This window comes from Ancylobacter vacuolatus (assembly GCF_030813595.1).
In the GTDB taxonomy this organism is placed as follows: domain Bacteria; phylum Pseudomonadota; class Alphaproteobacteria; order Rhizobiales; family Xanthobacteraceae; genus Ancylobacter; species Ancylobacter vacuolatus.
Map to the genome: position 1 here is coordinate 688,437 of NZ_JAUSUH010000001.1, position 18,482 is coordinate 706,918.

15 protein-coding genes are annotated in these 18,482 nt (G+C 63.8%); 1 reads left to right on the forward strand and 14 read right to left on the reverse strand.

Translation table 11 applies throughout. From position 1 onward, the window contains the following. Nucleotides 1–13: 13 nt before the first annotated feature. The 10 genes from J2S76_RS03345 to rpoB form a co-directional block, all read right to left on the reverse strand. A complete protein-coding gene (locus J2S76_RS03345) occupies nt 14–310 on the reverse strand; it encodes a 50S ribosomal protein L23 (protein WP_018390602.1) in 297 nt (98 codons plus the stop codon). After that, entirely contained in the window at nt 307–927 is a 621-nt protein-coding gene (gene rplD / locus J2S76_RS03350) for a 50S ribosomal protein L4 (RefSeq protein WP_307057479.1), read from the reverse strand. Before rplD ends, J2S76_RS03345 begins: the two co-directional genes overlap by 4 nt. Beyond that, nucleotides 927–1,679, reverse strand: coding sequence for a 50S ribosomal protein L3 (rplC, locus tag J2S76_RS03355; protein WP_018390600.1), 753 nt, complete (start codon nt 1,677–1,679; stop codon nt 927–929). The genes rplD and rplC overlap by 1 nt, the downstream gene beginning before the upstream one ends. A gap of 22 nt (nt 1,680–1,701) precedes the next feature. Beyond that, nucleotides 1,702–2,010 carry a 30S ribosomal protein S10 gene (gene rpsJ, locus J2S76_RS03360; RefSeq protein WP_013166261.1) on the reverse strand — a complete coding sequence of 103 codons (309 nt, stop codon included), beginning with the start codon at nt 2,008–2,010 and terminating at the stop codon, nt 1,702–1,704. Nucleotides 2,011–2,107: 97 nt separating this feature from the next. Continuing rightward, a complete protein-coding gene (tuf, locus tag J2S76_RS03365) occupies nt 2,108–3,298 on the reverse strand; it encodes an elongation factor Tu (protein WP_018390586.1) in 1,191 nt (396 codons plus the stop codon). Nucleotides 3,299–3,362: 64 nt separating this feature from the next. Beyond that, nucleotides 3,363–5,438, reverse strand: coding sequence for an elongation factor G (fusA, locus tag J2S76_RS03370; protein ID WP_307057481.1), 2,076 nt, complete (start codon nt 5,436–5,438; stop codon nt 3,363–3,365). A gap of 27 nt (nt 5,439–5,465) precedes the next feature. After that, nucleotides 5,466–5,936: a 30S ribosomal protein S7 gene (gene rpsG / locus J2S76_RS03375; RefSeq protein WP_018390598.1), complete on the reverse strand. Its 471-nt coding sequence runs from the start codon at nt 5,934–5,936 to the stop codon at nt 5,466–5,468. 10 nt (nt 5,937–5,946) lie between these two features. Beyond that, nucleotides 5,947–6,318 (reverse strand): 30S ribosomal protein S12, encoded by a 372-nt coding sequence (gene rpsL, locus J2S76_RS03380; protein WP_018390597.1) that lies wholly within the window; start codon nt 6,316–6,318, stop codon nt 5,947–5,949. A gap of 854 nt (nt 6,319–7,172) precedes the next feature. Continuing rightward, a complete protein-coding gene (gene rpoC / locus J2S76_RS03385; protein WP_307057483.1) occupies nt 7,173–11,363 on the reverse strand; it encodes a DNA-directed RNA polymerase subunit beta' in 4,191 nt (1,396 codons plus the stop codon). 125 nt (nt 11,364–11,488) lie between these two features. Continuing rightward, the gene (gene rpoB / locus J2S76_RS03390; protein WP_307057486.1) at nt 11,489–15,619 is read right to left on the reverse strand and encodes a DNA-directed RNA polymerase subunit beta; all 4,131 of its coding nucleotides are present in this window, start codon (nt 15,617–15,619) and stop codon (nt 11,489–11,491) included. Between the two features lie 82 nt (nt 15,620–15,701). Here rpoB and J2S76_RS03395 point away from each other — a divergent pair, with 82 nt between their 5' ends. Beyond that, on the forward strand, nt 15,702–15,899 hold the full coding sequence (locus tag J2S76_RS03395; RefSeq protein WP_307057488.1) for a hypothetical protein: 198 nt from the start codon (nt 15,702–15,704) through the stop codon (nt 15,897–15,899). Here J2S76_RS03395 and rplL read toward each other — a convergent pair. The 4 genes from rplL to rplK form a co-directional block, all read right to left on the reverse strand. Further along, a complete protein-coding gene (gene rplL, locus J2S76_RS03400; protein ID WP_018390594.1) occupies nt 15,892–16,263 on the reverse strand; it encodes a 50S ribosomal protein L7/L12 in 372 nt (123 codons plus the stop codon). The two genes, J2S76_RS03395 and rplL, sit on opposite strands and share 8 nt — an antisense overlap. A 49-nt stretch (nt 16,264–16,312) precedes the next feature. Further along, nucleotides 16,313–16,831 (reverse strand): 50S ribosomal protein L10, encoded by a 519-nt coding sequence (gene rplJ / locus J2S76_RS03405; protein ID WP_018390593.1) that lies wholly within the window; start codon nt 16,829–16,831, stop codon nt 16,313–16,315. Between the two features lie 472 nt (nt 16,832–17,303). Next, nucleotides 17,304–18,005 carry a 50S ribosomal protein L1 gene (gene rplA / locus J2S76_RS03410; protein ID WP_018390592.1) on the reverse strand — a complete coding sequence of 234 codons (702 nt, stop codon included), beginning with the start codon at nt 18,003–18,005 and terminating at the stop codon, nt 17,304–17,306. Nucleotides 18,006–18,009: 4 nt separating this feature from the next. Continuing rightward, nucleotides 18,010–18,459 (reverse strand): 50S ribosomal protein L11, encoded by a 450-nt coding sequence (gene rplK, locus J2S76_RS03415; protein WP_018390591.1) that lies wholly within the window; start codon nt 18,457–18,459, stop codon nt 18,010–18,012. Nucleotides 18,460–18,482: the final 23 nt, after the last annotated feature.

Below are 18,482 nucleotides of genomic sequence, written 5' to 3' on the forward strand. Positions count from 1 at the left end.
CCTTAATTCCGGCTCACAGACCCGTCGTGATGTCGATGGAGTGTCCCTCGGCGAGGGTCACGACCGCCTTCTTCACGTCGTTCTGCACGCCCTTGCGGCCCTTGAAGAACTTCGTCTTCCCCTTGCGGACCAGCGTGTTGACGCTCTCGACCTTCACATCGAAGAGCTTCTCGACCGCTTCCTTGATCTGCGGCTTGGTAGCCGTCAGAGCAACCTTGAAGACGACCTTGTTGTGCTCGGACGCCATCGTGGCCTTCTCGGTGATCACCGGGGACACGATCACGTCGTAGTGGCGCGGATCGAGACTCATTTGAAGCGCGCCTCCAGAGCGTCGACAGCCGCCTTCGTCAGAACCAGGGTCTGACGACGCAGGATGTCGTAGACGTTGATGCCCTGGACGGGCAGAACGTCGAGATGAGTGACATTGCGCGAGGCGAGGCCGAAATTGGCATCCACCTCGGCGCCGGACACGACGAGCACGCTCGACAGGCCAAGACCCGCCAGACGCTCCTTCAGCAGCTTCGTCTTCGGCTCGGACAGCACCGCATCGTCAAGGACGATGATCTGCTGGTCCTTCGCCTTGGACGACAGCGCGTGGCGCAGGGCCAGCGCGCGGACCTTCTTCGGCAGCTCGCTCGCATGGCTGCGGGCGACCGGGCCGAACGCCTTGGCGCCGCCGCGGAACTGCGGAGCGGAAGCCGCACCGTGGCGAGCGCCGCCGGTGCCCTTCTGCTTGTACATCTTCCGCTTGGTGCGGTTGACGTCCGCGCGCGACAGAGTCTGGTGCGTGCCGGCCTGGCGACGCGAGAGCTGCCACACCACGCAGCGGTGCAGGATGTCCTGACGCGGCTCGAGACCGTAGATCTCGTCCGACAGGGTGATGGAGCCGGCCTCGGCCCCTTCGAGAGTCTTGACGGCGAGTTCCATCACACGTTCTCCTCGGCCGCAGCCTCGGTCGCCGGCGCAACGTCAGCCGCCGGCTCGTCGCTGGCCGCTTCCGCGCCCGGCAGACGGAACTTGCCCGGCTTCGGCGCGGCTTCCGGAAGCTTCTTCTTCACCGCGTCGGCCACCAGGATCCAGCCGCCCTTATTGCCGGGCACCGCACCCTCGACCGCGATCAGACCGCGCTCGACATCGGTGAGCACGACCTTCAGGTTCTGGGTCGTCACCGTCTCGTGGCCCATATGGCCAGGCATCTTCTTGTTCTTGAAGGTCTTGCCGGGGTCCTGACGACCGCCGGTCGAACCGATCGAACGATGCGAGACCGAGACGCCGTGAGTGGCGCGCAGACCGCCGAAATTGTGGCGCTTCATACCGCCGGCAAAACCCTTGCCGATGGAGGTGCCGGTCACGTCGACAAACTGGCCGACCACGAAGTGATCAACCGTCAGCTCGGCACCGACCGGAATAAGGTCGGTTTCCTCGACGCGGAATTCCGCCATCTTGCGCTTCGGCTCGACCTTCGCGACCGCGAAATGGCCGCGCAGAGCGCGAGTGGTGTTCTGCGGCTTCGCCTGACCGACACCGAGCTGGACGGCGGTATAGCCGTTCTTCTCAAGCGTACGGTGGGCAACCACCTGGCAATTATCGACTTTCAGCACAGTGACCGGAACATGTTCCCCAGCATCGTTAAAGATGCGGGTCATGCCGACCTTCTGGGCGATGACGCCTGACCGCATGGCCGTGTCCCTTCGCCTTCTCTCAGAGCTTGATCTCGACGTCGACACCCGCAGCGAGGTCGAGCTTCATCAGCGCGTCCACGGTCTGGGGGGTCGGGTCGACTATGTCCAGCAGACGCTTGTGCGTCCGCATCTCGAACTGCTCACGGGACTTCTTGTCCACGTGGGGAGAACGATTGACCGTGAACTTCTCGATCCGCGTCGGAAGCGGAATGGGCCCGCGAACCTGGGCGCCCGTGCGCTTCGCCGTCGAGACGATTTCGCGCGTCGAGGCATCCAGGATGCGGTGATCGAACGCCTTGAGGCGGATCCGAATATTTTGGCCGTTCATTGACTTCAGGCTCCCAGAGGGCTCGTCAGTCGGGCTCAGTAACGAGCTCCACGAAAAAGGGGCGCAGGCGTTCCAGCGCCCCTCGGGATTGTCGATGTCACTCGATGATGGAGGCGACGACGCCGGCGCCGACGGTGCGGCCGCCTTCGCGGATAGCGAAGCGCAGCTTTTCTTCCATCGCGATCGGCACGATCAGCGCCACGTCGACCGTGATGTTGTCGCCCGGCATCACCATTTCCGTGCCTTCCGGCAGGGTCACGATGCCCGTCACGTCCGTCGTCCGGAAGTAGAACTGCGGACGGTAATTGGTGAAGAACGGCGTGTGACGGCCACCCTCTTCCTTCGTCAGGATGTAGGCCTCGGCCTTGAACTTCGTGTGCGGCTTCACCGAACCCGGCTTGCACACGACCTGGCCGCGCTCGACGTCCTCGCGCTTCGTGCCGCGAACCAGAATGCCGACATTGTCGCCGGCCTGGCCCTGGTCGAGCAGCTTGCGGAACATCTCAACGCCCGTGACCGTCGTCTTGATGGTCGGACGGATGCCGACGATCTCGACTTCCTCGCCCACCTTGATGATGCCGCGCTCGACGCGACCCGTCACCACCGTGCCGCGACCCGAGATCGAGAACACGTCTTCGATCGGCATCAGGAACGGCAGGTCGACCGGACGCTCCGGCTGCGGGATGTAGGCGTCGACCGCCTTCATCAGCTCGAGCACGGCGTCGTGGCCGAGCTTGGCGTCGCCGTTCTGCAGCGCCACCAGCGCCGAGCCGCGGATGATCGGGATGTCGTCGCCCGGGAAGTCGTACTTCGACAGAAGCTCGCGAACCTCGAGCTCGACCAGCTCAAGCAGTTCCTCGTCGTCGACCTGGTCGCACTTGTTCAGGAACACCACCAGAGCCGGAACGCCGACCTGACGGGCGAGCAGGATGTGCTCGCGGGTCTGCGGCATCGGGCCGTCGGCCGCCGAAACAACCAGAATCGCGCCGTCCATCTGCGCCGCACCGGTGATCATGTTCTTCACATAATCCGCGTGGCCGGGGCAGTCGACGTGGGCGTAATGGCGGTTCGTCGTCTCGTACTCGACGTGAGCCGTCGAAATCGTGATGCCGCGCGCCTTCTCTTCCGGCGCCTTGTCGATCTGGTCGTACGCCGTGAACGTCGCGCCGCCCGTCTCCGCAAGAACCTTCGTGATCGCAGCCGTCAGAGACGTCTTGCCATGGTCAACATGGCCAATCGTCCCGATGTTGCAGTGAGGCTTCGAACGGTTGAACTTCTCTTTGGCCACGGGGCTCTCCGTCGGTCTTATCGATGTGGATACGAAATCGCTTCAAAAATTCAGGCCTGCCGCATCATGCGTACTTGGCCTGAACCTCCTGAGCGACGTTCGACGGCACCTGCTCGTAGTGGTCGAACTGCATGGTGAAGGTAGCGCGGCCCTGCGAGAAGGACCGGAGCGTATTGACGTAGCCGAACATGTTGGCCAGAGGAACCATCGCATTCACGACGTTCGCATTGCCACGCATGTCCTGGCCCTGGATCTGGCCGCGGCGGGAGTTGAGATCGCCGATGACGGAGCCGGTGTAGTCTTCCGGGGTGACCACTTCGACCTTCATGATCGGCTCCAGCAGCACCGCGCCGCCCTTCTGCAGGGCCTCACGGAACGCCGCACGGGACGCGATTTCGAAGGCCAGGGCCGACGAGTCGACCTCGTGGTAGGCGCCGTCGATGAGCTCGACCTTGACGTCGACAACCGGGAAGCCAGCCAGCACGCCCGAACCGAGCACGCTTTCCAGACCCTTGTTGACGCCGGGAATGTACTCCTTCGGCACCGCGCCGCCGATGACCTTGCTCTCGAACGAGAAGCCCTTGCCGACTTCGTTCGGCTCGACCACGAACTTCACCCGGGCGAACTGACCGGTACCGCCGGTCTGCTTCTTGTGGGTGTAGTCGATCTCGGTCTTGCGGGTGATCGTCTCGCGATAGGCGACCTGGGGGGCGCCAATATTGGCATCCACCTTGTAGGTGCGCTTCAGGATGTCGACCTTGATGTCGAGGTGCAGTTCGCCCATGCCCTTGAGGATGGTCTGGCCGCTCTCGAAATCGGTCGACACGCGGAAGGACGGATCCTCCGCCGCGAGCTTCGCCAGAGCGAGGCCCAGCTTCTCCTGGTCGGCCTTGGACTTCGGCTCAATCGCGATCTCGATGACCGGCTCGGGGAACTCCATCTTCTCAAGGATGACCGGCTTGGCCGGGTCGCACAGCGTATCGCCGGTGCGCACTTCCTTGAGGCCCGCCAGAGCGACGATGTCGCCGGCATAGGCTTCCTTGATGTCTTCGCGGTTGTTCGCATGCATGAGCAGCATGCGCCCGACGCGCTCCTTCTTGTCGCGGGTCGAGTTCAGCAGACCCATGCCGGTTTCGAGCTTGCCCGAATACACGCGGCAGAAGGTGATGGTGCCGACGAAGGGGTCGTCCATGATCTTGAACGCGAGCACCGACAGCGGGTCGCTATCGTTCGGGTTGCGAACGGTCTCTTCCTCGGTGTCGAAGTCGATACCCTTGATCGCGCCACGATCGATCGGCGACGGCAGGAAGTCGCACACCGCGTCGAGCAGGGGCTGGACGCCCTTGTTCTTGAACGCCGAGCCGCAGAACACCGGGTTGAACACGCGGCCGATGACGGCCTTGCGGATCAGACCCTTGAGGGTGGCTTCGTCAGGCTCGACGCCTTCGAGATAGGCGGACAGCACGTCGTCGTCGAGCTCGACAGCCGCTTCGAGCAGCTTGCCGCGATATTCGATGGCCTGATCGAGCAGCTCGGCCGGGATCTCTTCGTCGTGATACTTCGCGCCGAGCTCTTCATTGTCCCACACGACCGCCTTCATGCGGACGAGGTCAATGATGCCCTTGAAGTTGATCTCCGAACCGATGGGCAGCTGGCAGCAGACCGGCTTGCCGTCCACGCGGTCGATAATCATCTCCACGCAGCGGAAGAAGTCCGCGCCGGTCTTGTCCATCTTGTTGACGAACACGATGCGCGGGACGTTGTACTTGTCGGCCTGGCGCCAGACGGTCTCGGTTTGGGGCTCGACGCCCTGGTTGCCGTCAAGAACGCAGACGGCGCCATCGAGCACACGCAGCGAACGCTCGACTTCGATGGTGAAGTCGACGTGGCCGGGGGTGTCGATGATGTTCAGGCGCTTGCCATGCCAGAAAGCGGTCGTCGCGGCCGACGTGATCGTAATGCCGCGCTCCTGCTCCTGGGTCATCCAGTCCATGGTGGCAGCGCCATCATGGACTTCGCCGATCTTGTGGCTCTTGCCGGTGTAATAGAGGATCCGTTCGGTCGTGGTGGTCTTGCCGGCATCAATGTGGGCCATGATGCCGAAGTTACGGTAGTCTTCAATAGCATGAATGCGCGACATATCAGATCCTCGTCCCGGCTCTCGTCATCACCAGCGGTAGTGAGAGAAGGCGCGGTTGGCCTCCGCCATGCGGTGCGTGTCTTCACGTTTCTTCACGGCAGTGCCGCGGTTGTTCGAGGCGTCAAGCAGTTCGCCCGACAGACGCTCGACCATGGTCTTCTCGTTGCGGGCACGAGCCGCAATGATCAGCCAGCGGATCGCGAGAGCCTGACGGCGCTCGGGACGCACTTCGACGGGCACCTGGTAGGTGGCGCCGCCGACTCGGCGGGAACGCACCTCGATGGCCGGGCTGACATTGTCCAGCGCCTGGGTGAACACACCCAGAGGCTCGGACTTGGCGCGGTTCTCGACCAGGTCGAGGGCGCCATAGACGATCTGCTCGGCAACCGACTTCTTGCCGTCATACATGACGGCGTTCATGAAGCGGCTCAGCACCTCGCTCCCGAACTTGGGATCCGGGGTAACTTCGCGGCGCTCTGCACGATGACGACGGGACATCGCTCAATCCTCACTTCGGCCGCTTGGCGCCGTACTTGGAACGGCGCTGCTTACGATTCTTGACGCCCTGCGTATCGAGCACGCCGCGCAGGATGTGATAGCGCACGCCAGGAAGATCCTTGACGCGGCCGCCGCGGATCATCACCACGGAGTGCTCCTGCAGATTGTGCCCCTCGCCGGGGATGTAACCGATGACTTCATAGCCATTGGTCAAACGAACCTTGGCGACCTTACGAAGCGCCGAGTTCGGCTTCTTCGGGGTCGTCGTATAGACGCGGGTGCAAACACCACGCTTCTGCGGGCTGGCCTGCAGCGCCGGAACCTTGTTCCGGGCCTTCTGGGCTTCCCGCGGCTTGCGGATCAGCTGGTTGATCGTCGGCACGTGTCTCGCCTTCGTCTCGCTGCGCTACGGACAGGAATGCCCTCGCGCTAACCCAATTTCCGCGGCCGCAACCGCATTCTTCTTCTCGGCAATTCGGAACAATCAGCACGCCGGGCTGCCTGCGAACGAAAGAAGCGCCGCCGGCCAGATTCTGGCCGAGGGCGCTGTACGTTCAGAGGATCACGCGACAGCTCGAAAGCTGTCATATGCGCGATCATGCGCCGGATTTGGTCGTGCTTGCGTCCCGGCAGCGTCTTGAAGTTCTGTGTCCAGACAGGGTGTCCGAACGCGGTAACTTCAACCGCCTGCCGTGAAAGTAGGCGCCTTCTACCCTCCGACTCGCCTGACGTCAACCCTTAACCGCACGAATGGCCGCTCACAGGTCCGTGCGAGGCTTTGTGGATGCTGGATTCCCGCGAAAGGGGCGCCCAGGAGGCCGACTCGACCCCGATTCGCGCGCCGGCCGCGCCCCTCGACAGGCAGATTCGCAGGCCGGCGCCCCGCCGAGGTGACGCGCGAGTCGCGGATGACGAATCGCGGTTCCGAATCGCGGCACCGATGCTGCGAGGCAGGATTCTCGCACCGTGCCCTCCCCTAGTGCCGAGAAGAACCCGCGACACGGCCCGCTCCCGCGCCCCCCGGAAGCCTCACCAATCGCCACCGGACCCGTGCAACGGCCTGCGACCCGCAACCGGCAGCGTTCTGGCTTCGAGAGAGTGCCTGCCACCAGGCCGGCCTACCCCGTTAACCATGTCGACCTCCGATGCGGTCCCCGCAGGCGCGCTGGACGCCGCAAAGCAAAAGGGCCGCCCTGAGGGACGGCCCTTCGCGTTCTTACTAGGCTGCGACGCCGATCACTCGGCGGCGGCCGGTCCTTCCAGACGCGGAGCGTTGGACGCCACGCTGTCCTGTTCGTTCTGCGCGGCGATGAGTTCGTCGCGCGAGGTCGCGGTGACGCGGAGCTTGGCCATCTGCGCGCCGGTGCCCGCCGGGATCAGGCGGCCGACGATGACGTTCTCCTTGAGGCCGGCGAGATCATCGGACTTGCCGTTGACCGCCGCCTCAGTGAGCACCCGGGTCGTCTCCTGGAAGGAGGCGGCCGAGATGAAGGAGCGCGTCTGCAGGCTCGCCTTGGTGATGCCGAGCAGCACGGGATGACCGGACGCAGGCTTCTTGCCCTCGGCGATCAGCACCTCGTTGATCTCGTTCAACTCCGAGGCGTCGATCTGCTCGTTGGTGAGCAGGTCGCTTTCGCCGGCGTCGTCGATCTCGACCTTCTGCAGCATTTGGCGAACGATCACCTCGATGTGCTTGTCGTTGATGAGCACGCCCTGCAGCCGGTAGACCTCCTGGATCTCGTTGACGAGATAGGCGGCGAGTTCCTCGACGCCCTTGATGGCCAGGATGTCGTGCGGCGCGGGGTTGCCGTCGACGATGAAGTCGCCCTTCTCGACGAGGTCGCCATCCTGCAGATGGATGTGCTTGCCCTTCGGGATCAGGTACTCGGACGTGTCGTCGGTCGAATCCTGCGGCTCGATGCTCACGCGGCGCTTGTTCTTGTAGTCCTTGCCGAAGCGGATCGTGCCGGAGATCTCGGCGATGATCGCCGCATCCTTCGGACGACGCGCCTCGAACAGCTCCGCCACGCGCGGCAGGCCGCCCGTGATGTCGCGGGTCTTGGCGGACTCCATCGGCACGCGGGCGAGAACGTCACCGGCCTTGATGGTGGAGCCGGGATCGGCCGACAGAATGGCTTCCACCGGCAGCGTGTAGCGGGCATCGCCGCCGCGCTGCAGCTTCAGCACCTTGCCGTCCGCACCCTTCACCACCAGCGAGGGACGCAGTTCAGAGCCACGGCCGGTGCGCCAGTCGGTAACGACGCGCTTGGCGATGCCGGTCGATTCGTCAACCGTCTCGCTGAGCGAGGCGCCTTCGACCAGGTCCTCGTAACCCACGATACCCTCGACCTCGGTGAGGATCGGGCGGGTATAGGGGTCCCACTCGGCGATGCGCTGGCCGCGCTTGATGGCGTCGCCGTCATCGACCTTCAGCTTGGCGCCGAACTGGATGCGATGCGCCGCCTTTTCCGAACCGTCATGATCAATGATCAGGACGGAAAGGTTGCGGCTCATCGCGATCAGCTCGCCTTCCGAGTTCCGCACCACATTGCGGTTGCGGATCTTCACCGTGCCCTCGAAAGAGGCCTCGATGAAGGACTGCTCGGAGAGCTGCGCCGCGCCGCCGATGTGGAACGTGCGCATGGTGAGCTGGGTACCCGGCTCGCCGATCGACTGCGCCGCGATGACGCCGACGGCCTCGCCCATGTTGACAGGCGTGCCGCGGGCGAGATCTCGCCCGTAGCAGGTGCCGCAGACACCGTTCTTGGCCTCGCAGGTCAGCACGGAGCGGATCTTGATCTCCTGCACGCCCGCCTTGGAGATGCGCTCGATATCCGCCTCGTCCATCATGTGGCCGGCCGGCACGATCACATTGCCGGTCGCGCCCTCGATCACGTCCTCGGCCGCGGTACGGCCCAGAACGCGCGAGCCGAGCGTGGCGACGATGTTGCCCGCGTCGATGATGGCGCGCATGGCGATGCCATTGGTGGTACCGCAGTCGCGCAACGTGATGATGCTGTCCTGGGCCACGTCGACGAGACGACGGGTCAGGTAGCCCGAGTTGGCGGTCTTCAGCGCCGTATCAGCCAGACCCTTACGGGCACCGTGGGTCGAGTTGAAGTACTCGAGCACGGAGAGGCCTTCCTTGAAGTTCGAGATGATCGGCGTCTCGATGATCTCGCCCGACGGCTTGGCCATCAGGCCGCGCATGGCGGCGAGCTGGCGCATCTGCTCGCGCGAACCACGCGCGCCGGAATGCGCCATCATGTAGATCGAGTTGATCTGCTTCTCGCGACCCGTCACCGGGTCCTTCTTCACCGCCGAAATCTCGGCCATCATCTCGTCGGCGAGGCGGGCGGAGCACTTGCCCCACGCATCGACGACCTTGTTGTACTTTTCGCCCTGGGTGATCAGGCCGTCATTGTACTGCTGCTCGTACTCCTTGGTGAGCGAACGGGTCTCTTCGACCATGTCCCACTTCTTGGAGGGCACCACCATGTCGTCCTTGCCGAAGGAAATGCCGGCGCGGAAGGCGTTGGAGAAGCCGAGCGTCATGATGCGATCGCAGAAGATGACCGTCTCCTTCTGACCGCAGTGGCGGTAGACGGTGTCGATCATGTTCGAGATCTCCTTCTTGGTCATCAGCTTGTTGACGACGTCGAAGGGGGTCTTGGCGTTCTTCGGCAGCAATTCGCCGAGCTTCATGCGGCCGGGCGTGGTCTCGTGGATCTTCGAGACGGGCTTGCCGTCCTCGCCCACGCCGATATAGCGCCCACGCACCTTGGTGTGCAGCGTGATGGCCTTGACCGCCAGCGCGTGGTCGATCTCCCCCATGTTGGCGAACGCCATGCCCTGACCGGGCTCGTTCTCCTTCATCATGGTGAGATAATACAGACCGAGCACGATATCCTGCGAAGGCACGATGATCGGCGCGCCGTTGGCCGGGTGCAGGATGTTGTTGGTCGACATCATCAGCACGCGCGCTTCAAGCTGCGCCTCGATGGACAGCGGCACGTGCACCGCCATCTGGTCGCCGTCGAAGTCCGCGTTGAAGGCCGAGCAGACCAGCGGGTGAAGCTGGATCGCCTTGCCCTCGATCAGCACCGGTTCGAACGCCTGGATGCCCAGGCGATGCAGCGTCGGGGCGCGGTTCAGCATCACCGGATGCTCGCGGATCACCTCGTCGAGGATGTCCCACACCTCGGGACGCTCCTTCTCGACGAGCTTCTTCGCCTGCTTCACGGTGGCGGACAGGCCCTTGGCGTCGAGGCGCGAATAGATGAAGGGCTTGAACAGCTCCAGCGCCATCTTCTTCGGCAGGCCGCACTGGTGCAGCTTCAGCTCGGGACCGACGACGATCACCGAACGACCGGAATAGTCGACGCGCTTGCCGAGCAGGTTCTGGCGGAACCGGCCCTGCTTGCCCTTCAGCATGTCGGCGAGCGACTTCAGCGGGCGCTTGTTGGCACCCGTGATGACGCGGCCGCGACGGCCATTGTCGAACAGCGCATCGACCGCTTCCTGAAGCATGCGCTTCTCGTTGCGGATAATGATGTCCGGCGCCTTCAGTTCGATCAGCCGCTTCAGGCGGTTGTTACGGTTGATGACGCGGCGGTAGAGATCGTTCAGGTCAGACGTGGCGAAGCGGCCGCCGTCCAGCGGGACGAGCGGACGCAGATCCGGCGGGATGACCGGGACATGCGTCAGGATCATCCATTCCGGCTTGTTGCCGGATTCCTGGAAGGCCTCGACGATCTTCAGGCGCTTGGCGAGCTTCTTCGGCTTCAGCTCGGTGGTCGCCTCGGCGATCTCCTTGCGCAGATTGCCGGCAATCTTCTCCAGGTCCATGCCGCGCAGAATCTCGCGGATCGCCTCGGCGCCGATCAGGGCGGTGAACGAGTCATCGCCATATTCTTCCTGGGCGCGCAGATAGTCCTCTTCCGAGAGGAGCTGACGCTCCTTCAGCGGGGTAAGGCCCGGCTCGATCACGCAGTAATATTCGAAGTACAGAATGCGCTCGAGATCCTTGAGCGTCATGTCGAGCAGCAGGCCAATGCGGCTCGGCAGCGACTTCAGGAACCAGATATGCGCAACCGGGGCGGCAAGCTCGATGTGGCCCATGCGCTCGCGGCGCACGCGCGACAGCGTGACTTCCACGCCGCACTTCTCGCAGATGATGCCCTTGTACTTCATGCGCTTGTACTTGCCGCACAGGCACTCATAGTCCTTGATCGGACCGAAGATGCGCGCGCAGAACAAGCCGTCACGCTCGGGCTTGAACGTGCGGTAGTTGATCGTCTCCGGCTTCTTGATCTCACCGAAGGACCACGACAGGATCTTCTCCGGACTCGCGATCGAGATTTTGATCTGATCGAAAGTCGGCGCCGGCGCCGCCGGGTTGAAGAGATTCATCACCTCTTGATTCATCGCCGTCTCCTTCGGCTGGACCCCGCCTCCGCCGCCGCGGCTGGTTGGGGTCACGGAAAAGTCTGGTCTGTCGAACGATCGAAAGGGCGGACACGCCTGCGCGTCCGCCCCCTTGGTTCAGTCGGTCATTCCGCCGCTGGCAGGCTTTCGCCCGGGCTTGCGACCGCGGAGAGGGTCTTGGAGTTCATCAACTCGACATTCAGGCCGAGCGAACGCATCTCCTTCACGAGAACGTTGAAGCTCTCGGGGATACCCGCCTCGAAGGTGTCGTCGCCGCGTACGATCGCCTCGTAGACCTTGGTGCGGCCCGCCACGTCGTCCGACTTGACGGTGAGCATCTCCTGCAGGGTGTACGCCGCGCCATAGGCCTCCAACGCCCACACTTCCATCTCGCCGAACCGCTGACCGCCGAACTGCGCCTTGCCGCCCAGCGGCTGCTGGGTGACGAGCGAGTACGGGCCGATCGAGCGTGCATGGATCTTGTCGTCGACAAGGTGATGCAGCTTCAGCATGTAGATGTAGCCGACCGTCACCTTACGGTCGAACTGCTCGCCGGTGCGGCCGTCGAACAGGGTCGACTGCGCCGACTTGTCGAGACCCGCCAGTTCCAGCATGTGCTCGATGTCGGCCTCGCGGGCGCCATCGAACACGGGCGTGGCGATCGGGACGCCGCGACGCAGGTTCGATCCCAGCTCGACCAGACCGTCCTCGTCGAGCGAGTCGATGGTCTCGTCCTTGCCGTAGATCTTGCTGAAAGCGTCCTTCAGCGGCGCGATATCGTGCGTCTGGCGGTAGCCCTCGATGGCGCGGTCGATTACCCGGCCGAGACCGGCGCAGGCCCAGCCCAGATGGGTTTCGAGGATCTGCCCGACATTCATGCGCGAGGGCACGCCGAGCGGGTTGAGCACCATGTCGACCGGGGTGCCGTCCTCAAGGAACGGCATGTCCTCGACGGGGACGATGCGCGAGACCACGCCCTTATTGCCGTGCCGGCCGGCCATCTTGTCGCCCGGCTGGATCTTGCGCTTCACCGCGATGAAGACCTTGACCATCTTCATCACGCCGGGCGGCATCTCGTCACCGCGCTGCAGCTTCTCGACCTTGTCGAGGAAACGCTGCTCAAGGCGCTTCTTCGACTCGTCGTACTGGTTGCGGATCGCCTCCAGCTCGCTCATCACGTGATCGTCGGCGATGGCGAACTGCCACCACTGGCTGCGCGGATATTCGGTCAGCACCGAACGGGTGAGCGGCGTGTCCTTCTTGAAGCCCTTCGGGCCAGCCACGCCGACCTTGCCGTCCAGCATCTCGGCCAGACGGCCAAAGACGTTGCGGTCGAGGATCGCCTGCTCGTCGTCGCGATCCTTGGCGAGACGCTCGATTTCCTCGCGCTCGATCGCCTGGGCGCGCTCGTCCTTGTCCACGCCGTGGCGGTTGAACACGCGCACTTCGACGACCGTACCGGTGACGCCCGGGGGAACGCGCAGCGAAGTATCGCGCACGTCCGCTGCCTTCTCGCCGAAGATGGCGCGCAGCAGCTTTTCTTCCGGGGTCATCGGGCTCTCACCCTTCGGCGTGATCTTGCCGCAGAGGATGTCGCCCGCCTGAACTTCGGCGCCGATATAGACGATGCCGGCTTCGTCGAGGTTCTTCAGCGCCTCTTCCGACACGTTCGGAATGTCGCGCGTGATTTCCTCCGGACCCAGCTTGGTGTCGCGGGCCATCACTTCGAATTCCTCGATGTGGATCGAGGAGAAGATGTCACCCTTGGAGATATTCTCCGACAGCAGGATGGAATCTTCGAAGTTGTAGCCATTCCACGGCATGAAGGCGACGAGGATGTTCCGGCCGAGCGCCAGATCGCCGAGATCGGTCGAGGGACCGTCGGCAATGATGTCGCCCTTGCGCACCCGGTCGCCCACCCGCACCAGCGGACGCTGGTTGATGCAGGTCGACTGGTTGGAGCGCTGGAACTTCTGCAGCCGGTAGATGTCGACGCCCGACTTCGACGGATCGTTCTCTTCCGTCGCGCGGATGACGATACGGGTCGCGTCCACCTGGTCGACGACGCCGGTACGGCGCGCACCAATGGCGGCACCGGAGTCGCGTGCCACCACCGATTCCATGCCCGTGCCCACGAAGGGAGCATCGGCACGCACCAGCGGCACCGCCTGGCGCTGCATGTTCGAGCCCATCAGCGCGCGGTTGGCGTCGTCGTTCTCAAGGAACGGGATGAGCGCGGCGGCGACCGAGACAAGCTGCTTGGGCGACACGTCCATAAAGTCGACGCGGTCGGGCGTGACCAGCAGAACGTCGCCGGCATGCCGGCAAACGATCAGGTCCTCGGTGAAGCGGCCTTCGGCGTCGAGCGGGATGTTGGCCTGCGCGACGTAGTACTTCCCCTCCTCCATGGCGGAGAGATAGACCACCTCGTCCTGCACCTGGCTGTCCTTCACGCGGCGATAGGGCGCCTCGATGAAGCCGTACTTGTTCACGCGGGCGAAGGTGGCCAGCGAGTTGATCAGGCCGATGTTCGGGCCTTCCGGCGTCTCAATCGGGCAGATGCGGCCGTAATGCGTCGGGTGCACGTCGCGCACCTCGAAGCCGGCGCGCTCGCGCGTCAAACCGCCCGGGCCAAGCGCCGAGAGACGGCGCTTGTGGGTGATCTCGGACAGCGGGTTGGTCTGGTCCATGAACTGCGAGAGCTGCGACGAGCCGAAGAACTCGCGCACCGCCGCCGCCACCGGCTTGGCGTTGATCAGGTCCTGCGGCATCACGGTGTCGATGTCGACGGACGACATGCGCTCCTTGATGGCGCGCTCCATGCGCAGCAGGCCGACGCGGTACTGGTTCTCCATCAGCTCGCCGACCGAGCGGACGCGGCGATTGCCGAGATGATCGATGTCGTCGATCTCGCCCTTGCCGTCGCGCAGCTGCACCAGCGTCTGGATGACCGCGAGAATGTCCTCGCGGCGCAGCACGCGAACCGTGTCCTCGGCGTCGAGGTCGAGGCGCATGTTCATCTTCACGCGGCCGACCGCGGACAGGTCGTAGCGCTCGCTGTCGAAGAACAGCGAGTGGAACATCGCCTGCGCGGAATCGAGCGTCGGCGGCTCGCCGGGACGCATCACGCGGTAGATGTCGAACAGCGCATCCTCACGGGTAACGTTCTTGTCGACCGTCAGCGTGTTGCGGATATAGGCGCCCACATTGATGTGGTCGATGTCGAGGATCGGCACTTCTTCGTAACCGAGCTCGACAAGCTGCTTCAGCATCTTCTCGGTGACTTCTTCACCGGCCTCGACATAGATCTCGCCCGAGGTCGGGTTGACCATGTCCTCGGCAACATACTGGCCGACCATCTCCTCGTCGGAGATCTTGAGAGCCTTGAGACCCTTTTCGGCGAGCTGGCGGGCCTGACGGACCGTCACCTTCTTGCCGGCCTCGACCACGACTTCGCCGGTGTCGGCGTCGACAAGATCGGAAACGGCCTTGTAACCCTTCATCCGCTTGGGATCGAAAGGCATGCGCCAGCCATCCTTCGCGCGGGCGAAGGTGATGGTTTCGTAGAAGGTGTTGAGGATCTCCTCGCCGGCGAGGCCGAGGGCGAAGAGCAGGCTCGTCACCGGAATCTTGCGGCGACGGTCGATACGCGCAAAGACGATGTCCTTGGCGTCGAACTCGATGTCGAGCCAGGAACCGCGATAGGGGATGATGCGGGCGGCGAAAAGCAGCTTGCCCGAGGAGTGCGTCTTGCCCTTGTCGTGGTCGAAGAACACACCCGGCGAGCGATGCATCTGCGAGACGATGACGCGCTCCGTGCCGTTGACGATGAACGTGCCGTTCATCGTCATCAGCGGGATGTCGCCCATATAGACATCCTGCTCCTTGATGTCCTTGACGGACTTGGAGCCGGTATCGGGATCGACATCGAATACGATGAGGCGCAGCGTCACCTTGAGCGGCGCGGCAAAGGTCATGCCCCGCTGGCGGCACTCGTCAACGTCGTACTTCGGCGGTTCGAACTCGTAGCCGACGAATTCGAGCATAGCAGCGCCCGAAAAGTCCGAAATCGGGAATACCGACTTGAAAACCGCCTGAATGCCGTCGTCTGCGCGGCCGCCCTTCGGCTCAACGATCTGCAGGAACTGGTCGTAGGATGCCTTCTGAACCTCGATGAGGTTCGGCATCTCCGCCACTTCCTGGATCTTGCCGAAAAACTTGCGGACCCGCTTACGACCGGTGAACGTCTGCGCCATGTCGCTCCTCGCTCCGTCCGAGTATCCGTCAGCGCCATCCACGATCCCGGCGGGAGGGCCGGGTGGCCATCCGTGGAGGCTTATGATCACCGAACAATCCGACGAGGATGAGGCACCAAAGCGCCCGCCCTCCGACCGTTCCGTAACCGACGGCTCGCCAGACGATCCGATCCTGGATCGTCTGGGAAGCCGTCGGGCTTCCCTCAGTCACGCCCTCGGCAAAGCGAAGGCAGAGGCCGCCGGCGAGCCGGCGGCCTCGAATGATCAGATGATCACTTGAGCTCGACCTTGGCGCCGGCCTTCTCGATCTGCGCCTTGATCTTCTCGGCTTCGTCCTTGGTCACGCCTTCCTTGACAGCCTTGGGGGCCGCCTCGACGAGATCCTTGGCTTCCTTGAGGCCCAGGCCGGTGATGGCGCGGACTTCCTTGATGACCTCGATCTTCTTATCGCCGGCCGAGGCCAGGATAACGGTGAACTCGGTCTGCTCTTCAACCGGGGCGGCGGCAGCAGCCGGGGCAGCGGCGACAGCCACGGCGGCGGCGGCGGAAACGCCCCACTTCTCCTCGAGGAGCTTCGCGAGCTCGGCGGCCTCGAGAACGGTCAGGGCGGACAGCTCGTCAACGAGCTTCGACAGATCAGCCATTTTACTTAAGTCCTTGGATTTCGGTTCGAACCAGTATTACCGGGAAGCCTCACGCGGCTTCGTTCTCTTTGGCATAGGCCGCAAACACGCGGGCGAGCTTGGCCGCCGGCGCGGTGCTGAGCTGGGCGATCTTGGTCGCCGGGGCCTGGATAAGGCCAACCAGCTTCGCGCGCAGTTCATCAAGGGACGGCATGGTGGCCAGAGCCTTCACACCATCCACATTCAGGGCCGTGGTGCCGAACGCTCCGCCAAGGATGACGAACTTGTCGTTCGTCTTGGCGAAGTCGACGGCAACCTTCGGGGCCGCAACAGGATCGCTCGAATAAGCGATGATGGTCGGACCCTTCAGCAGGGCCGCGACATGTGCGACGTCCGAACCTTCGAGAGCGATCTTGGCGAGGCGGTTCTTCGCCACCTTCACGGTCGCACCATTCGCCTTCATCTGGCGGCGCAGGGCCGACAGCTGGGCGACGGTGAGGCCGGAATAGTGGGCCACTACGACGACCGAGGTGCTCTGAAACACGTCGGTCAGCGTCGTGACGAGCTCTTCTTTTTGTGCTCGATCCACTTCACTTGCTCTCCGGTGGCGAGGAAGATGACCTTCCCCGCCGGGTTTGCGCCTTGCCGCCCCTCCTTGCGGAGCGACGACGGTTGGTATCCTGTCCCCTGGGACCGAAAAACCGGCCAAGGCGCTGGTTCGAGCCGAAATCCAGGACCCGGTTGCCCGGAACCCTTCCTACGGTCGTACCCCGTCTATGCTGGCCCCGATCGGGATTAAGCCACCTCAAACGAGGGGCACCGGCAGTCTCGGACAGGACGTAAAGCCGGCAAGGCGAACCCTGCCGGCCTCTCCGCCCGTTTTTAAACGGGCGAAAGCTGAAATTTCATCGGCACGCGACCGACATCGTCGGCAACGAAACCGCCCATATAGTGAGTCGCTTGGGATTTGTCACCCCTGATAGCACCAAGGGCTTGACAAATCCACACCGTCGCAATCACGGGACCGCGACCGGCCCCGTGAGAACGATACGACAAGGCGATCAGCCGGCAACCAGAACGCTCGCCGGCTCGACCTTCAGGCCGGGGCCCATGGTCGAGGAGACGGCGACGCGCTGGACATAGGTCCCCTTGGCGCCGGTCGGCTTGGCCTTGACGACCGCGTCGACGAAGGCGCGGATGTTCTCGGCGAGCTTGTCGACCGGGAACGAGGCCTTGCCGATGCCGCCATGGATGATGCCGGCCTTCTCGACGCGGAACTCGACCGCGCCGCCCTTGGCAGCCTCGACCGCACCCTTCACGTCCATGGTGACGGTGCCAACCTTCGGGTTCGGCATCAGGCCGCGCGGGCCGAGCACCTTGCCGAGACGACCGACGAGCGGCATCAGATCCGGGGTGGCGATGCAGCGATCGAACTCGATCGTACCGCCCTGAATGGTCTCGAGCAGATCCTCGGCACCGACGATGTCGGCACCCGCCGCCTTGGCTTCATCAGCCTTGGCGCCGCGCGCGAACACGGCGACGCGGACGGTACGACCCGAGCCGTTCGGCAGGTTGCACACGCCGCGCACCATCTGGTCGGCGTGACGGGGATCGACGCCGAGATTGAGCGCCACTTCGATGGTCTCGTCGAACTTGGCGTTGGCCCGGTCCTTGAGAAGCGTCAGCGCCTCATCGAGGCCGTACAGCTTCACCGGGTCGATGCCCTCGCGGACGGAGCGAACACGCTTGGAAATCTTGGCCATCAGCTCAACCCACCACTTCGAGGCCCATGGAACGGGCGGAGCCCTCGATCATGCGAACCGCCGCTTCGACGGTCTCGCAGTTGAGGTCCTTCATCTTCTTGCCGGCGATTTCGCGCATCTGTTCCTGCGAGATCTTGCCGACGAAGCCGCCCTTGCCCGGCGTCTTGTGGCCGGAGCCGGGCTTCTTCTTGGTCTCAAGGCCAGCGGCCTTCTTCAAGAAGTAGGAGACCGGCGGGGTCTTCAGCTCGAAGGTGAACGAACGGTCCTGATAGGCCGTGATCACCACCGGGATCGGCATGCCCTTTTCGAGCTGGCCGGTCTGGGCGTTGAACGCCTTGCAGAATTCCATGATGTTGAGGCCGCGCTGACCGAGCGCCGGGCCGATCGGCGGCGCGGGGTTGGCCGAGCCGGCCGGCACCTGCAACTTGATGTAGCCGGTGATCTTCTTCGCCATGACGAACTCCTCGGCGGCGCGAC

Coding starts and splice junctions, on each gene's coding strand:
- rplL (WP_018390594.1), bottom strand. CDS start 16,263: ATGGCTGATCTGTCGAAGCTCGTTGACGAGCTGTCCGCCCTGACCGTT.
- rplD (WP_307057479.1), bottom strand. CDS start 927: ATGGAACTCGCCGTCAAGACTCTCGAAGGGGCCGAGGCCGGCTCCATC.
- J2S76_RS03395 (WP_307057488.1), top strand. CDS start 15,702: ATGATCACCGAACAATCCGACGAGGATGAGGCACCAAAGCGCCCGCCC.
- rplC (WP_018390600.1), bottom strand. CDS start 1,679: ATGCGGTCAGGCGTCATCGCCCAGAAGGTCGGCATGACCCGCATCTTT.
- rpoB (WP_307057486.1), bottom strand. CDS start 15,619: ATGGCGCAGACGTTCACCGGTCGTAAGCGGGTCCGCAAGTTTTTCGGC.
- rpoC (WP_307057483.1), bottom strand. CDS start 11,363: ATGAATCAAGAGGTGATGAATCTCTTCAACCCGGCGGCGCCGGCGCCG.
- rpsG (WP_018390598.1), bottom strand. CDS start 5,936: ATGTCCCGTCGTCATCGTGCAGAGCGCCGCGAAGTTACCCCGGATCCC.
- rplA (WP_018390592.1), bottom strand. CDS start 18,005: ATGGCCAAGATTTCCAAGCGTGTTCGCTCCGTCCGCGAGGGCATCGAC.
- J2S76_RS03345 (WP_018390602.1), bottom strand. CDS start 310: ATGAGTCTCGATCCGCGCCACTACGACGTGATCGTGTCCCCGGTGATC.
- rpsJ (WP_013166261.1), bottom strand. CDS start 2,010: ATGAACGGCCAAAATATTCGGATCCGCCTCAAGGCGTTCGATCACCGC.
- fusA (WP_307057481.1), bottom strand. CDS start 5,438: ATGTCGCGCATTCATGCTATTGAAGACTACCGTAACTTCGGCATCATG.
- rplK (WP_018390591.1), bottom strand. CDS start 18,459: ATGGCGAAGAAGATCACCGGCTACATCAAGTTGCAGGTGCCGGCCGGC.